The sequence below is a fragment of the Pseudoalteromonas sp. Z1A2 genome, assembly GCF_011378755.1.
Lineage (GTDB): Bacteria > Pseudomonadota > Gammaproteobacteria > Enterobacterales > Alteromonadaceae > Pseudoalteromonas > Pseudoalteromonas distincta.
Map to the genome: position 1 here is coordinate 1 of NZ_WTKX01000021.1, position 14921 is coordinate 14921.

Consider the following 14921-nt stretch of genomic DNA (forward strand, 5'->3'; position numbering starts at 1 on the left):
AGTCAGAAAATACACGATATCCAAACTAATAAAATGGATGTAAGGCTCGATGAAAATAAAGTGCCTATTGAGCTTGTTAATATGGTGCAGTCGTTTAACTCAATGCTCGACAGGCTCCAGGGTGAATTTATTCGCTTATCAAATTTTTCTAGTGATATTGCTCATGAACTACGAACTCCACTAACAAATATAATTACTCAAACACAGGTTGGATTATCTAAAAAAAGGCAGTTGGAAGAGTATCAAGAATTATTGTTTTCTAACTTAGAAGAACTTGAGCGATTAACTAAAATGGTTAGTGATATGCTTTGGCTCGCAAAAACTCAAAATGGGCTAATTAAACCCGTTCAAAACACTCTAAAAAGCCATGATGAAATTGAAGTGTTATTTGAGTATTTTGACGCTTTGGCTGAAGACTCATTGATTGCATTTAATAAAAAAGGTCAAAACCTTTGTTTTTATTGTGACAAATTACACTTTCGCCAATTATTATCAAACTTACTATCCAATGCAATTAGATACGCCCCAAAAGGCTCATCAATCACTGTAAACAGTGAAATGACCACCGCTGAAAAAATATGCATTTCAGTGATTAATACAGGGGAGAGAATACCTTCTGAGCATTTATCTTATTTATTTGACCGCTTTTATCGACCTGATAAGTCGCGGCAACGACACAGCGACGGAGCAGGTTTAGGGCTTGCAATAGTTAAAGCTCTAGCGCAAGCAAACGGTGGAGATATAGAGGTCAGTTCAAATAATCAAACTACCAGCTTTAAAGTTTATTTAAATTTAGTTAAAAGCTAATTATTAAAATCGATTAACTCAATGTTTGCTTGTAGCTCTTTGGCGAAGTTCAGCTAAGTGCTGTGAGTTCAACCACTCAAAGCTGCCTATCTTCTTTTAATTTCCAATTCACAGGTGTCCGGCATTTTTCAAGTTAGTTGTTGCCTTAAGTTTCAAACTTTTTGTTCGCTTAAGCATAAATCAAAACTCTTTAATTCTTGGTGCGGTCTTTTGCTGCCAATATGTTAGCCAGTAGGCGACTAGTAAACTAGCAATTGAAAATAAAAGCATAAATATAGCTTTAAGGGTGCTATCTCTTGTCGAATCATAAATTAATATAGGTATTGCAATGAAAGGGAGTGAACCTGCTATAGCTCGATACAGACCTACTAGATTAAAACCAATTTGGTATGAAAGTGTATGTAATCTGTATTTAAATGTTCTACTAAAATCGGATAAGACAAACTGTATTTAGAAATAGCCCAAACAACACAATGCAAAAGAGTTAGTAAACTAAAATAGTATATTAGACGGTCTGGTGGCGTAATCCCTTCTAAAAAGCTAACCAGGCCTTCTACGCCTGAAAAGAGTAATACTAAAAGGCTGGAAATTGAGCCAAATACAATTGCACAAATAATTTTGTCAAAGAGTAGGTTTGTAGTGGTTTTCTTCTTTGGATGGTTTGCATAATTGTTTTCTATTGTACTTTGAGCTTTAAAATACAATTTGAAAAACATAGAGACAAGTTAAAAGTAAAAGAAGAGTAAAAACTTGTTCAGTAGAGTGCCATTAGCTGTCTTCCTATATATCCCCCCCTTTTATACCTTAAAAGTATAAAATAATTTAAGGCGAGTATCGTGCGATAAATGTGCGACATATATCTAAAAATACTAATCTAATTGTGCGATAAAGAAGAGAGTTTAATTTATAACAGTTTGAAATGAAGAGGAATTAATTGGTCGGTATGGAGAGATTCGAACTCTCGACCCCTGCCACCCCATAAAAATAAAGATTAGATTTAAGTAGAAGTAAGTAGCTGCAAGTAGAACGTGTTTTTAATTTAACCTTCTGTTATAAATGGTTTAAATTTAATTTATTAGTATAGGTTAGCTCTAAGTAGAATTAAGTAGTTGAATACGGAGGATGCTACATATATGCTGCATGTACTTTCTTTTTAATATTTGGTGCTACATATGCCTGTCGTGAAAATGTTATTGACTGATTCGTTATTAAGCTCAGTTCCTGAACCTATTAAACGGATAAATGACACAAAGTTAAGTGGTTTTCATGCACGTGTAGGTAAAACACAAAATGATAAAAAGCGTAAAATTGCACTTTACTTAAATTATCGTTTTGGTGGCATCAAAGGCAAACAGCGTAATTACCATTTGGGGTACTTTGGCGAGTGTGATTTAAAAGACGTACGCAAGGAAGTTGAAAGTCTAAAAGGGCGAGTTGCTTTGGGTGAAGACGTATACGAAACAAAGCAGATATCACTAAAGCAGCAATTTATCGAAGATACATCACCAACCGTAGAAGAGCTTGCTAAGGAGTTTATTGAAAGAGATATTCAAGTTAACCGAAAAGACGTAGATCCTGTAATTAGAATGTTCAAAAAAGACATTTTGCCCTTTATAGGCAACTATAAGCTCAAAGAGATAACTCGACGTGACATTCTTAATAAGGTGCTTGATCCAATAAAAGATCGGGGTTCAAATACCCAAGCTAATAAAACACTCTCTATTTTAAAACAAATGTTCGACTTCGGTGTTGAGCGAGATCTTATGCAGGGCAATCCTGTTAGCACAGTGAAAAAGAAAAGCGTAGGTGGTCTTGAAAAGTCTAGAACCAGAGCGCTTGAGTTTGAAGAGGTTATTCAAGTATTTGACCGCCTACCAAAGCTAGGTATAAGCCAGCAAGTTATTTACGCATTGAAGTGTATTACTCTAACTGGCTGTCGGCCAATAGAGGTTACAGGTGCACAGTGGCAAGAGTTTGATTTTGACAAAATGATATGGACAATCCCAGCCGAGCGCGTAAAGCAAAACAAAGATGGCGAAAGAACCCATAAAGTACCAATTACTCAAAATATGGTTATTTTGCTTGATGAGTTACGTGCAGCATTTGGCTATCTCGATTCTAAATATGTATTTCCTAGTACAACAACTAATAAATCAGGCCCAGGTGAACAACCTATTGATAGGCACTCACTGTCACGATCCATAAGTCGAAAGTTAGAGCAATTGGGAGTCCCAAAGTTTGTACCTCACGATTTACGCCGAACGGTTGCGACTCGGTTAGGTGATACTGATATTGGAACTGATCCAATAGTGATTGAAAAAATATTAAATCACCAATTACAAGGTGTGCAGGGCGTTTATAATATGCAGGAGTATATGGATGCTAGAAGGAAAGCATTGGAAGAATGGCATGATAAAATCAATATCAGTAATAACGGACAGTATTAATTGCGATAATGCCAAATGTTTGATGGGCTTTAAAACTAATTAGATATTACAAGAACTAAATAAGTAGTGCTCCGAATGTGTTTTAAAATCCTTTAATGTGTAGTAAAATAGAAATGTTAAGTCTTCTGTAATCAATGCAAGGGAAAAAAATGAATTTACTCAAGTTAGAGTCACATATATTCATTAATAATTTAAAAGAGCCAAGTACGGCAGATATGTCAGAATTAATAAATGCTTATTCGGGCGATGAGCTTTTACCTCAGTATTTCGAAGAGCAAATATTAAGCACATCAAAAAGAGTAAAGCGGTTAATGTTCTTAAATCCAATGGAAGCTAAGAGTGTTCGCTACATGTCTAATAGGTTGTTAATATCTAAAGAGGTTAACCCTTTTGGCAGTGATTTAGATTTAGAAATTTCATTAAATGACTTTAGAGAGTTTACCAATAGATGTTTAGATATCTATGAAAAGCACTTTGAAATAGCTATGTCAGCACATAGAGCATCACTAGTTCTTAATTTTATAACTCAAATCACTCCAGAAACTAAAGAAAAATTTTCAAAGAAAATTGTAAAAGTTTTTCCTTGGGAATCTAAAAATTTCGTTGAGTTGAAGTTTAGAGTCGGTGATGTTGTAGACTTAACAATGGAAAAGAAAGTTAATGTAATTATGTCTATTGATGATGGTGTAGTTGAAAAAAATACAAATGGCCAAATGTCTTCTAGAGATGAGTGCTTTATTACACAATTTGATATTAGTACTGATTCTGACAATAAACACGGCCGAATCACAAAAGAATCACATACTGGTTTGATCAAGGAGATGGGGTCTATCATTATGGACCGAACAGCTCACTTAAAAGAAATTTTTCAGGAGTAGGTAGATGACTCAACCGATTGAGTTTACTCAAAATGGCAGAAACGATAGCTTTATATCTTATCATACTTACCATACAGAATACGACCTAACTGAAGCTCTTACTGGGCAAGATGAATATAGTTTTAAGGCTATTGATGAGGATCTTCTAACTGCCTTCAACAGTGATGTTAAAGATTTTAATACTGGCTTTACTTATTTTTTTTCTACAGGCACTACATCTGAGTTAAAAAATAATAAAGGAAGCCTTGAAGAAGATTCATATGTCAGTATTTTCCTTAACTTACTTAAAAATAACACTTATGAAGAAGGTATTTGTGGCATAACCGAATATCAATTTCTCGAGTTTTACACCAAAAAATATGAGCTGTTTAATACGGTTTGTAACAGAGTTTGGCAAGAGTGTTATAAGTCTGAAAACCAAAGCATCCATGCCCATTATTTGAATGCAATTGTAAATATTTCTGAAGAATTAGATCAAAGTGATATTGACTTGTTTTTACCATTTGCAGTTTCTGCACTATCACACAAAGACATTAGGATAAAAGAGGCTGGTGTGGCAATGTTTGAGAGGTGGGATAACTCTGAACATAAAGGACTTTTATCTAAAGTGGACAGTACAGGGGTAGTTTGGCTAGATGAATATAAAAATAGCGTTTTGGAAGCTCTCGGAGAATAAATATGGAGTACTTATTAAGGAAGATAGCTAGAGCTAAATGGCAACCTAGTGGACTGCTTATAGGGTCAGTTGATGAGTTACAAGCAGACGTTTTTTCCGCTTGTTTAAAAACGCAAGGTAACACACTATCAGTGTGGTTAACTGAAAATACGGATTGGGAAAGTGAAAGTGTTTTAGATATATTAGCTGCTCTTTTTTCAACTGCGGATGGTCCGAGTAGAACAGATGTTGTGTTTATTAAAAAAGATACTATTTCTGAAAGTGGGATAAATATACTAGAAAGTAAAGGGGCATCGTCTGCTATAGATGAAATAAACGATCGACACTTAAATTTAGCAGGTTTAAACTTTAGTACCATGAAAGATGTTGCAAGTGTAATACTAAAGATTTTAAGTGAAGACTCTTCGAAATCTTTTATAAAAAGATATAATGAAAAACAGGTCTTAGCTATAGTGAAAAGGAGAGTTGAACTTAAAAAAATAAATATTGATACTTTATGTTCACGATGGAAAGGTAAGCTATAAATACACAATCTATATATTAATTTTCTAGTTTAATCTTAGTTACCTCAAGTATACCTCAGTAATCTCAGGTCTAAAATGCCCCATCTCTTGGGAAACGGTCTCTAATGCTATTTGATATGGATATTGATTAAGTATCAGCTCTAATAGCCTTTCTTGTGCGTAGCTATGCCTAAGGCCGTGAGCACCGTTGGAAAATGAAAGAGTACGGTTTGATGCTTTATTAAATGAATCAGACCATTTTTTACCACCTCCAATATCGTAGCGCTGTAAGTAGTTTATTTTTCTATCAACAACAGTGACAGCTTGTTTAAATTTACGAAGTTCTAATTTAGCTGATAAATCGTGGGGTATTAGCACTTCGCGTGTTAAACCTCCTTTGCCTGTTACGGTATATAGCACGCCGTTTCTACCAGACCATTTTGAATCAAAAGCTGGTCGTTTATCTGCTTTGCGTTCTTCAACTTTGGCTATGGTTAATAATTCATGTGCACGAAGCCCCGCAGAGAGTGCTATTTGTGTTGATAATGAATATTTAGGCGTTTGGTGCTTACTTATTATTTGTGCTTGCTTTGTGGTGTAGGCGCGTGATTTAAGAATTTGCTGGTTAATTGATTTAATAACAGGGAGTGTTTGATTATCTTTAAGTTTGCCATTTAGCCTCATCATTGCCTGTATAGCTTGGCGTTCCATATCAAGTGACTTTTGACCCACTATTTCTTTACGGTAATCTAAATAATTGAGTGCTTGCTCGATGGTCATCGCCTGAATACCGTTTATACCAATATCTTTAGCCCAAGAGGCAACGGTGTTAAGTGATTGCTCGTAGTTTCTGGCAGTTCCAAGAGACTTTATAAGCTTACTTTTTGTAAGCCCCTTTATGACATTGTGTGCTTGAGTTTTAGGTTTCGCAAATTTAGCCATGTTTTTTAATCCATCTTTGAATTGTTGACCAATGAGCATTGATACCTTTACGCTTTAGCCAGCGCTGAAGCTCGACAATGTTAGAACCTTGCTTGTAAATTTCTATTAGCTCGAATTTATGTTTATCAAGCTTAGATGCTTTTTTACGGCTTCCAGCGATTAACTTACTTTCAAATTTTAGTTTTTGGACTTCGACGTGTGCATCGAATTTCATGGTATGACTCCAGTCGTATTAAGGTTGTAAGATTGACTGGCAATAAAGCTCAGCGGCACTTAAGCCTATTCGCCCCTGTTTTTTGCATATGCAAAAGGCTCGGACTGATCTCGCCTGATTATTAACCTCATTTCTACGTGTTGTCAGCAGCTGGAGTGCGCCGTTTTTGGTTGGTTACTACCTTTGAAAAGATAGTATTTACCTCGTTACTACGTGTTGAAGGCAGCTGAATAGCGCCTGTTTTTTTCTGGCTCGTTAGAGCTTCAGTAACAATAAGATTACCACTTTAGAAATATTTTTCAATCTGCAAATAAAACCTGCGTATAAGAGTATGAATGTGTTGTCCCCCGCTATGTGTAAGCCGATTTTCGGCTTCGACATAGCGGGGGACAGGGGCGAAGCCCCAATGTTTAAAGAGAGGCTATTGCTCATGATGCCTCTCTTTAAAAATGAATTTGCTATATGTTGTTAGAAAATAAAGCTTTGGTATTCTTAGAGGTATTTTAAAGCATGCTATTTGAAACTATGATGAGAATAACCAATATAATAATTACTCCATATATGGCGTGGATTCGATATGTTATTTTTCTCAGTTTATCTATGCTACATATTAGCTCTTCTATTTTTTCTGTTTTATCAATAACAACTTTTTCGATCTTTTTATTCTTACTTTCTGTTTCTGAATGAGAAGCTATAATGCTACCGCCAGCGCCGGTACAAGAAAAAAGAGCTAAATTTTTGAAAATTTCAAATTGTTGGGCAAAGTATCCATTCATATACTCGCTGAATACCTCTGGGATTACTGCACCCCAAAAAATCCCATATAAAATTAAAAATATCCCTTTTAGAAACTTCTCAATATCATGCTCTAAAAGTAATATGAAAGGTATTGTAAAGCCTATTAAAAGGGATGGGTATGCAATAAATATCCATCCTTTGAACAAGCTAAATGGGAAGATAATTAAGCCGATAAATAGTGAAATATACAAAATCAATTTAACTCTTACTGCTTTTTTCATAAATATCCATTCGATTAGTTTATTTTTTAAAGTGCAGAATTAAATCTACTAGTGCATCCTCTTCACAGTAAAAAAAGGCTGTTGGTACTTCTAATACTTTAGCTAGTGCCCGTACTGTTTGAAAGTCGGGTGAATGCACGCCTTTTTCGTACTGATTCATTCTAGGCGACGCCGCGAATTGATCCATCCCTGCCAGTATTCCTAGTTTTTTTTGCGAAAGTCCTTTTGCTAGTCTTGCCTCTTTTAGCCGTTTTGGAAACGGTGAACCATCATTCGTTTTCATTATATTTAATTCTTAACTTGAAAACTAAGAGTTTCTTAGCTTTAATGTGCTCACGATACTAAGGAATACTTAGATAGAGGCGAGTGAAGCATATGTTGTGGAAAGCAGTTAAGTTTATAGGAGCCGTTACGGTTGATATTTTACTGGATGTTGATGATAAGTCTGAGCAAGATAAGTTCATTGATGAATACAATGATGGAACTGGAAATGTCGATCATTGCGGTGATAGCTACACAGAGCAAGAAGCGCGTGACGCGCATAGCCGTGGTGAGTTCTACAAATAGTTTTGACAGTTGCTTTTTTAAGTGCAATTGTTAGGTGGGTTTTTACACAAAATACAGGCTACGCAGTTGAAAAGCTGCGTAGTTTTTTATGATTAATTTTAATGTTTATGCATTTTTACCCGCGATTGATTTTTTGTTTATCAGGCTGCAAGGCCAAGATAATAGCCGTGATAAATTATTATCGATTAGAAATAACCTAAGTAAGCTTAATGAAGCACAAGTGCTTAGTGAGTTACTTACCTTAGATTTCATGTTTTACGATTATAGTAACGAGCAATCAGAGGTTTGGGATATACAACTAGAGTCTTTTTCATCGTTTTATAATCGTTCAGAAAAAGTGAAGAAGTTTGATAATTACTACCCTGAGGCACATGTTCAATCAGTGTTTAAGTGGATGCTTATGCTTTGTGATGATTGTAGTGATACTTTGAAAAGCCATCGTTCAGTAATTCATTAAACGGCACAAACAAAATTTAAAGGGATTTATTATGAAAAAAATTGGCGATTTTGATATTTACGTAGGTACTAAAGAAGAATATGAGCTTGCCAAATCAAAGGGCATGAAAATTGTTTGTGCTTTAAACAGAGCAAATGGTCATGTAACTCACCAATCTGTTGTTGGTTGGAGTGGCAGGGGATGCAACAAAGATAACCCTTACTACTTATTTAAAGAAACGGAGGAAGCGATTTATTTAAACATGATTGATGGTGATAACCCTGCATATGTAAGTAATGAAATGATCGATCCTGCGTTAGGCTTTATAAAAAGAGCTTTAGACAATGAAGAAAAAGTATTTATCTATTGCAGCTTAGGTGAATCTCGAAGCCCATCTATTGCTTTAATGTATTTACTTGAAAACGGTTTAATAGATAGGGAAGGCGCGGATAAAGTATTTCGTGAAAACTACTACAGTGAATATAAGCCTAAATTTGGAAACTTGGGCTACATTCAAAAACGGTGGTTATAAACAGAGTGTTATAAAGTTCAATACCCGTTAGAGGCTAAACTCCTTGATTTATACTCCTAAGTAATTTAAATTTATAAATAAGCATATGTTATATGCTTATTTATAACGCGAAGAAATTTCCCTATTTAATTAAGTTCAGTACATTCTACCTATCACTTTCACAGTGAAAAAACAGGCGCCTACGGGCTGCCTTCAATACGTAACGAGGTACATACACGTATGTGTATGTAATTAAGCCATATCTATGTGGCGCATTTCTTCGCTTCTTTAACGTATTGGAGATTGTTATGCCTGGATATATTACCGCTCAACAAGCAGCTGCTTATTTAAGCTGTTCTACTCAACATATTTATAATATTCGTAATAAAAGTAAAGCCGCTTTAAAAGCGGGGGATCAGCAGTTGGCTAAAAAACTTTCGCCTGAAAGTATTAAGTTAGGTAACAAACTACTATTTGAAAAGTCGACTTTAGATACTTGGCTTCGAAAGTATGGTGACCGCACATAGCTTGCTAATATGGCAGGCATAAAAAATTATACTTCTTGCCTGCCATGTTGATTACTTTTGACATAGGTATTTTTATTATGAATTCAGCATTACAGCCATTAGTGGTTGAGAATAAGTGTGCTCAGTTGCTTTTAACACAAAGATTATTTCAAACCACACCACCTAGAACACTTAGTGCAGATATAAAACATGAAGCACGTTATAGGTATGGTGATTTAGCGTTAAAAACTCATAAATATATTCAGATAAACCCTAAAAACATCGTGTTTTGGTTGGTTTTTGACATTGATGATGAAAACACTTTCAGCTGGGAAGATAAGTTATTACCGCCACCGAATATAATTGTAAGTGGTTTAGACCGAGCTGATAGCTCTAAAGTAGTTGGTGGTGCGCATCTATTTTATGCAGTGCAATTTGTACCTTCATCAAATGCATCGCGTGAAAAACCTGTCAGGTTTTTAGATGATGTAAAAAAAGGGATGACATTGCAATTAGGCGCTGATGCAGACTATTACGGCCCTTTGAGTAAAAATCCTTTAAATTCAAGTTGGAATACATCTTTCCTTCATGCACATGAATACAGTCTAAATGAATTAAATAATTATTTAACAAAGGTGACAAAAAAACGCCGATATGACTTTGATTGGTCTTTGGTCGCTGAGTCGCGAAACTGTATGGTATTTCATGAACTCAGATTCATAGCATATGAACGCATTAATTATGCGAAAGAAAATTGGACATATGAGCAATGGGAAAGTCATTTATTTAATATTGCTCAGTCGTGTAATGAGTTCAGTTCGTCAGACCTTCCTAAAATCCACCCATTAAACCACTCCGAATTGAAAGGGATTGTTAAGAGTGTGGCTAATTTCACTTGGTTTAAATATAGCTCGTCAAATAACCGTGGGAGAGCCGGACTATTTTTACTGCAAATTAAGATCGTAACTAAAAAACTTGCTCAACAGCAGGGGGCTAAGTTTACACACAAAGCACGTAGAACAAACACAGAGGAAAAAATTACTAAAGCAATAGCGAAGATGCAAAGTGAAGGGAAAAAGCCTTCACAGGTGCTTATAGCCAACGAAATAGGAATGACTCGACAAGCTGTTGCTAAATATAAACATCTACTAGAAATATGTTAATTATGCTGCACATCAGGGTATTAGGAAATAAGATAGGGCATGATGTTACATATTAAAGTTATTTATTTAATAACTACATATGAACGAGCTGAATTAGCTGTAAGTAGTGAAGCTACATATATGCTACATGTATTAATAATATTTAGTGTGCGTGTATCAATATGTATTTTATTTAAATTATAAGTACTTAATATTTAAATAAATTAAATGGTCGGTATGGAGAGATTCGAACTCTCGACCCCTGCCACCCCATGACAGTGCGCTACCAAGCTGCGCTACATACCGACGTTGTTTGCAATAGTACGTGTATTTTTTTAAAAATCAATAAGCGATTGTTTGTTTGGGTGTTTATTACGCAAGAGGCCTAAAAAGGCGCCCTTGCGGTGTATTAATTAGCTAGTCTTTATTTAGCCACTTTTTGATCGAGTCATACATCTCATCTCGTATTAATGGCTGAGCTTTTTTGTTAGGGTGTAAACTATCGTTTTGCATTAGCTCAGGTTGGCTGGCAATATCGAGCATAAAAAAGTTCATTAAATGCGCATTTGTCTCTTCGCTAACGCGCGAAAAAGTGTCAGTAAACATTTTACTGTAACGCGGGCCGTAATTAGGGGGAATGTAAATCTCCATTAAGGCGGTCATCGCATTAGCTGCTTGGCTTTTTTGAATAAGAGACGTTAAGTTAGTTTGCATTTTTTTAACTGGGAAACCACGTAAACCGTCATTAGCACCTAGCTCAATAAGTACATGAGTGGGTTCGTATTGCTCAAGCAATGCATCTAAACGGCGTAGGGCTCCACCAGATGTTTCGCCACTAATACTGGCGTTGATAAGTTCAATGTCGGCTTGTTCGTCATCGTATTTATCTTGTAACAATTTTACCCAGCCTTCTTCTTGTTGAAGTCCGTAGGCTGCGCTTAAACTGTCACCGAGTATTAAAATCGTGTTTTCGGCTGCTGCGCTCAGCGGTTTGATAACTAAAAATAAAATGAATACTAAACGAAGGATTGAATGAGTCATATGTCAGCGCTTTCTCAATTAAATATAATTCAGGTTAATGGTTTGTCTAAAATAGTTTCTACCTTTGAAGGTGAGCTGCCCATCCTCAGCGACATCAGCTTTAATGTCAAGCATGGCGAGTCTGTTGCTATTGTTGGCACGTCGGGCTCTGGTAAATCAACGTTACTCAGTTTATTAGCGGGGCTGGATACCGCAAGCAGCGGCGAAATATTTTTAGATGGTGAACCATTACACAATTTAGATGAAGAAGAGCGTGCTGCACTGCGCGCGGCTAAAATTGGATTTGTGTTTCAATCGTTTATGTTAGTACAAAGCTTAACGGCACTAGAAAACGTTATGCTACCAGCAGAGCTCGCTGGTGAAAGTGATGCAAAAGAGCAAGCAATTGCTTTGCTTGAAAAAGTAGGCTTGAGCCATCGAATTGATCATTACCCGTCGCAACTCTCTGGCGGTGAACAGCAGCGTGTTGCTATTGCGCGAGCATTTATTGGTACACCTAAAATACTATTTGCTGATGAGCCTTCGGCTAATTTAGACAGCAAAAACGGTAAAATGATTGAATCCTTATTATTTGATTTAAATACTCAGCACGGTACTACGCTTATTTTGGTAACTCACGATGAAGGGCTTGCACAAAAATGTGAGCACATTATTCAAATAGAAGCGGGTTTACTGGTAAAAAGCCAAGTAGAGGACGTTGCTAATGTGGGTTAAGTTAGCGCTTAAATTATTTTCGCGAGAATTTCGCCGTGGTGAGCTCACGGTTATAAGCGCAGCTATCGCTCTTGCTGTGTTAACCGTGCTTACATTGTCTATGGTTACTGAGCGAATAGGGCAAAGTATTGCGCAAAAAAGCAGTGCTTTTATTGCAGCAGACCGTGTACTTGCAAGCGACCATGTTCTGGACACCGCTTTTATTACTCAAGCACAGAGCCAAAATTTAAAAACGGCGCAAATGGTGTATTTCGACACTATGTTGTTTGCCGATAATGAGATGCAGTTTAGCTCAGTAAAAGCGGCATCTAATGCGTACCCGCTAAAAGGGCAGTTAAAAGTTAAAGATACACTAACCGGTGAAACTAAGGTTGCTAATAGCGGGCCAACGCCGGGTAATGTGTGGCTAAGTGAATCGGTATTTTACAGTTTAAATATTGATATAGGCGCGCAAGTAGAGCTTGGCGCGGCATTATTTAATGTTTCAAAAGTTATTGTAGAAGAGCCAGACGCGCCATTTAATGTATTTTCGAGTAGCCGTCGTGTGCTTATTAATATTGACGATGTGGCAAAAACTGAAGTTGTGCAGCCGGGTAGTCGTGTTTATTACCGCCAACTTTATGCAGGTAGTGAGGCTGACATAAATAGTTTTTATGAGTGGCTTAAACCACAAATGAAAGAAAACCAACAATGGTATGGCGTTAAAGACCGCCAATCACCCATTTCAAACAGCTTAAACCGCGCTGAGAGCTTTTTATTACTTGCTGGTTTACTAGGCATTATTTTGGCTGCAGTGGCTATAGCTGTTTCAGCAAAACGTTATTGTGAACGCCAATACGACCCAGTAGCGATGATGAAAACGCTCGGCGGTAGCCGCTCAATGATCCGCAAAATATACATGCTTCATTTATTGCTTGTATGTGCAATGGCGGTAAGTATAGGGCTGTTAATTGGTTATGGCTTGCAAGAAATAGCAACAAGTTACTTATCAAAAAGTATGGGCACAGAGCTGCCTTTAGGTGGCTTTAAACCTTGGCTGGTGGCTATAAGCACTGGCGTAATTTGTGCCGTTATGTTTTCTATTAAACCATTATTTGATTTATTTGATATTCCACCGCTTAGAGTTCTGCGCCGTAACTTAGGCGACAAGTTGGCAGTAAGTCGTGTGCATTTAGGTATGAGTGCGCTAACCGTGTTTTTATTAATGTGGTTATTTAGTAACAACATAAAAATAACGCTTATTTTGTTTATATCAACACTTGCGCTAATTGGTGTGCTGTTTTTAGTATCTAAATTAATATTTGGTGGTGGTCGAAAACTAGGATTAAAGCCAGGTAATAGTTGGTCGCTTGCAATTGCATCTATTCAAAAGCGTGCCAATGTGAACGCGGTACAGTTAATTAGTTTTTCGTTAGCGATTAAATTACTGCTGTTTTTAGTGGTACTTAAAAACGACATGATATCTGATTGGCAATCGCAGTTACCAAGCGATGCACCTAATGCGTTTTTAGTGAATATTACGCAAAACGAACTTGAGCCAATTAATGAATATTTAGTTCAAAAAGATATTCAGGTATCAGAGTTTTATCCCACTATTCGTGGGCGCGTAAATGCGGTGAACGGCGAGTTGGTAGCACGTTCTGTATCGCTGCAAGACAACGAGAAAAAAGACGAAGAAGCACGTGCAGGTATTGGTCGTGAGCTAAATCTAACATGGCTTAAAAATGTGCCTGATCAAAATGAAGTAACACAAGGCACGTGGTTTGGTGAAAATGCGATGGCTGAAGCCTCAGTAGAGGAGTCGATGCTTGAGCGTTTAGATGTTGAGATAGGCGATACACTTACATTTTTAATTGGTTCGCAGTCGTTCGACGCTAAAATCACCAGTGTGCGCAAAGTAAATTGGGCCACGCTTAAACCTAACTTTTTTATTATTTTAAGTCCTGATGTACTTGCAGATTTTCCGGCGACGTATATTTCGTCGGTACGTATAAACCCAGATCAAAAACGTGACTTTAGCCAGTTATTACGTACTTACCCTACTATTACAGCGATTGATATTGATAACTTTGTTAAGCAAATACAAACAACTATTTCGCAAGTATCGCTCGCCATTGGCTTTGTACTTGCAATTGTTGTGCTGTGTGGCGCGCTTGTACTTATATCGCAAGTGCAAGCTAGTTTAGGTGAGCGTATGCAAGAAATTGTAATACTTAGAACGCTTGGCGCTAAAAGCCGATTAATTAAAAACGCGACCCTGTATGAGTTTTTATTACTAGGCGGTTTAGCTGGCTTAGTTGCCGCATTTTTTAGTGATATAGCGCTTTTAATTGTGCAGCAACAAATGTTTGATTTAGCAGGTAAGTTACACCCACATATATGGATTATTGGGCCGGTAGCTGGCGGCGTATTTGTGGCAGGTTTAGGTTATTTAATGATTGCCCGAAAACTTAAACAAAACACCCAAGGATTAGTGCGTGCCCTAGGGTAAGCTTAAACTAACATGCTCCTGTAAATG

At 36.7% G+C, this 14921-nt stretch carries 17 protein-coding genes and 1 tRNA gene; 12 read left to right on the top strand and 6 right to left on the bottom strand.

Annotation, left to right across the window (positions count from 1 at the left end):
• From GQR47_RS14325 to GQR47_RS14345, 5 genes are all read left to right on the top strand, one after another.
• Window positions 1-807 (top strand): heavy metal sensor histidine kinase (locus GQR47_RS14325; RefSeq protein ID WP_165723911.1); only part of this gene is annotated, 807 nt, incomplete at its 5' end.
• Window positions 808-1979: 1172 nt separating this feature from the next.
• Window positions 1980-3254, top strand: coding sequence for a tyrosine-type recombinase/integrase (locus GQR47_RS14330; protein ID WP_165723912.1), 1275 nt, complete (start codon window positions 1980-1982; stop codon window positions 3252-3254).
• A 149-nt stretch (window positions 3255-3403) separates the two neighbouring features.
• On the top strand, window positions 3404-4132 hold the full coding sequence (locus GQR47_RS14335) for a hypothetical protein (RefSeq protein WP_165723913.1): 729 nt from the start codon (window positions 3404-3406) through the stop codon (window positions 4130-4132).
• Window positions 4133-4136: 4 nt separating this feature from the next.
• Window positions 4137-4808, top strand: a complete 672-nt coding sequence (locus tag GQR47_RS14340; protein WP_165723914.1) for a hypothetical protein — start codon at window positions 4137-4139, stop codon at window positions 4806-4808.
• 2 nt (window positions 4809-4810) lie between these two features.
• Entirely contained in the window at window positions 4811-5332 is a 522-nt protein-coding gene (locus GQR47_RS14345; protein WP_165723915.1) for a hypothetical protein, read from the top strand.
• 39 nt (window positions 5333-5371) lie between these two features.
• Here the strand turns inward: GQR47_RS14345 and GQR47_RS14350 are convergent, their stop codons facing one another.
• From GQR47_RS14350 to GQR47_RS14365, 4 genes are all read right to left on the bottom strand, one after another.
• Window positions 5372-6253, bottom strand: coding sequence for a site-specific integrase (locus GQR47_RS14350; RefSeq protein WP_165723916.1), 882 nt, complete (start codon window positions 6251-6253; stop codon window positions 5372-5374).
• The gene (locus GQR47_RS14355) at window positions 6246-6467 is read right to left on the bottom strand and encodes a hypothetical protein (protein ID WP_165723917.1); all 222 of its coding nucleotides are present in this window, start codon (window positions 6465-6467) and stop codon (window positions 6246-6248) included. Before GQR47_RS14355 ends, GQR47_RS14350 begins: the two co-directional genes overlap by 8 nt.
• A 503-nt stretch (window positions 6468-6970) precedes the next feature.
• A complete protein-coding gene (locus GQR47_RS14360) occupies window positions 6971-7486 on the bottom strand; it encodes a hypothetical protein (protein ID WP_008136220.1) in 516 nt (171 codons plus the stop codon).
• Window positions 7487-7505: 19 nt separating this feature from the next.
• The gene (locus tag GQR47_RS14365; RefSeq protein ID WP_165723918.1) at window positions 7506-7769 is read right to left on the bottom strand and encodes a helix-turn-helix transcriptional regulator; all 264 of its coding nucleotides are present in this window, start codon (window positions 7767-7769) and stop codon (window positions 7506-7508) included.
• A 92-nt stretch (window positions 7770-7861) separates the two neighbouring features.
• On the opposite strand from GQR47_RS14365, the gene GQR47_RS14370 reads away from it, so the two are divergent.
• The 5 genes from GQR47_RS14370 to GQR47_RS14390 all read left to right on the top strand — a co-directional run bounded on the left by GQR47_RS14370 (window position 7862) and on the right by GQR47_RS14390 (window position 10669).
• On the top strand, window positions 7862-8053 hold the full coding sequence (locus GQR47_RS14370) for a hypothetical protein (RefSeq protein WP_096793371.1): 192 nt from the start codon (window positions 7862-7864) through the stop codon (window positions 8051-8053).
• A gap of 88 nt (window positions 8054-8141) precedes the next feature.
• Window positions 8142-8510 carry a hypothetical protein gene (locus tag GQR47_RS14375; protein WP_165723919.1) on the top strand — a complete coding sequence of 123 codons (369 nt, stop codon included), beginning with the start codon at window positions 8142-8144 and terminating at the stop codon, window positions 8508-8510.
• 31 nt (window positions 8511-8541) lie between these two features.
• On the top strand, window positions 8542-9021 hold the full coding sequence (locus GQR47_RS14380; protein WP_165723920.1) for a dual specificity protein phosphatase family protein: 480 nt from the start codon (window positions 8542-8544) through the stop codon (window positions 9019-9021).
• 287 nt (window positions 9022-9308) lie between these two features.
• Entirely contained in the window at window positions 9309-9527 is a 219-nt protein-coding gene (locus GQR47_RS14385) for a helix-turn-helix domain-containing protein (protein WP_008137059.1), read from the top strand.
• 77 nt (window positions 9528-9604) lie between these two features.
• Window positions 9605-10669, top strand: coding sequence for a replication initiation protein (locus GQR47_RS14390; protein WP_165723921.1), 1065 nt, complete (start codon window positions 9605-9607; stop codon window positions 10667-10669).
• A 208-nt stretch (window positions 10670-10877) separates the two neighbouring features.
• Here the strand turns inward: GQR47_RS14390 and GQR47_RS14395 are convergent.
• Together GQR47_RS14395 and GQR47_RS14400 are read right to left on the bottom strand one after the other, a co-directional pair.
• Window positions 10878-10954, bottom strand: a tRNA-Pro gene (locus GQR47_RS14395).
• A gap of 111 nt (window positions 10955-11065) precedes the next feature.
• Window positions 11066-11689 (bottom strand): arylesterase, encoded by a 624-nt coding sequence (locus tag GQR47_RS14400; RefSeq protein ID WP_165723922.1) that lies wholly within the window; start codon window positions 11687-11689, stop codon window positions 11066-11068.
• Here GQR47_RS14400 and GQR47_RS14405 point away from each other — a divergent pair, their 5' ends adjacent.
• A complete protein-coding gene (locus GQR47_RS14405) occupies window positions 11690-12403 on the top strand; it encodes an ABC transporter ATP-binding protein (RefSeq protein WP_154903889.1) in 714 nt (237 codons plus the stop codon).
• Window positions 12393-14894, top strand: coding sequence for an FtsX-like permease family protein (locus tag GQR47_RS14410; protein WP_165723923.1), 2502 nt, complete (start codon window positions 12393-12395; stop codon window positions 14892-14894). The genes GQR47_RS14405 and GQR47_RS14410 overlap by 11 nt, the downstream gene beginning before the upstream one ends.
• Window positions 14895-14921: the final 27 nt, after the last annotated feature.

Excerpts from the sequence above, each read along its gene's own strand:
- GQR47_RS14345 (WP_165723915.1), top strand. The coding sequence starts at position 4,811 with ATGGAGTACTTATTAAGGAAGATAGCTAGAGCTAAATGGCAACCTAGT.
- GQR47_RS14355 (WP_165723917.1), bottom strand. The coding sequence starts at position 6,467 with ATGAAATTCGATGCACACGTCGAAGTCCAAAAACTAAAATTTGAAAGT.
- GQR47_RS14365 (WP_165723918.1), bottom strand. The coding sequence starts at position 7,769 with ATGAAAACGAATGATGGTTCACCGTTTCCAAAACGGCTAAAAGAGGCA.
- GQR47_RS14360 (WP_008136220.1), bottom strand. The coding sequence starts at position 7,486 with ATGAAAAAAGCAGTAAGAGTTAAATTGATTTTGTATATTTCACTATTT.
- GQR47_RS14385 (WP_008137059.1), top strand. The coding sequence starts at position 9,309 with ATGCCTGGATATATTACCGCTCAACAAGCAGCTGCTTATTTAAGCTGT.
- GQR47_RS14370 (WP_096793371.1), top strand. The coding sequence starts at position 7,862 with ATGTTGTGGAAAGCAGTTAAGTTTATAGGAGCCGTTACGGTTGATATT.
- GQR47_RS14390 (WP_165723921.1), top strand. The coding sequence starts at position 9,605 with ATGAATTCAGCATTACAGCCATTAGTGGTTGAGAATAAGTGTGCTCAG.
- GQR47_RS14350 (WP_165723916.1), bottom strand. The coding sequence starts at position 6,253 with ATGGCTAAATTTGCGAAACCTAAAACTCAAGCACACAATGTCATAAAG.
- GQR47_RS14375 (WP_165723919.1), top strand. The coding sequence starts at position 8,142 with ATGATTAATTTTAATGTTTATGCATTTTTACCCGCGATTGATTTTTTG.
- GQR47_RS14400 (WP_165723922.1), bottom strand. The coding sequence starts at position 11,689 with ATGACTCATTCAATCCTTCGTTTAGTATTCATTTTATTTTTAGTTATC.
- GQR47_RS14405 (WP_154903889.1), top strand. The coding sequence starts at position 11,690 with ATGTCAGCGCTTTCTCAATTAAATATAATTCAGGTTAATGGTTTGTCT.
- GQR47_RS14380 (WP_165723920.1), top strand. The coding sequence starts at position 8,542 with ATGAAAAAAATTGGCGATTTTGATATTTACGTAGGTACTAAAGAAGAA.
- GQR47_RS14335 (WP_165723913.1), top strand. The coding sequence starts at position 3,404 with ATGAATTTACTCAAGTTAGAGTCACATATATTCATTAATAATTTAAAA.
- GQR47_RS14340 (WP_165723914.1), top strand. The coding sequence starts at position 4,137 with ATGACTCAACCGATTGAGTTTACTCAAAATGGCAGAAACGATAGCTTT.
- GQR47_RS14410 (WP_165723923.1), top strand. The coding sequence starts at position 12,393 with ATGTGGGTTAAGTTAGCGCTTAAATTATTTTCGCGAGAATTTCGCCGT.
- GQR47_RS14330 (WP_165723912.1), top strand. The coding sequence starts at position 1,980 with ATGCCTGTCGTGAAAATGTTATTGACTGATTCGTTATTAAGCTCAGTT.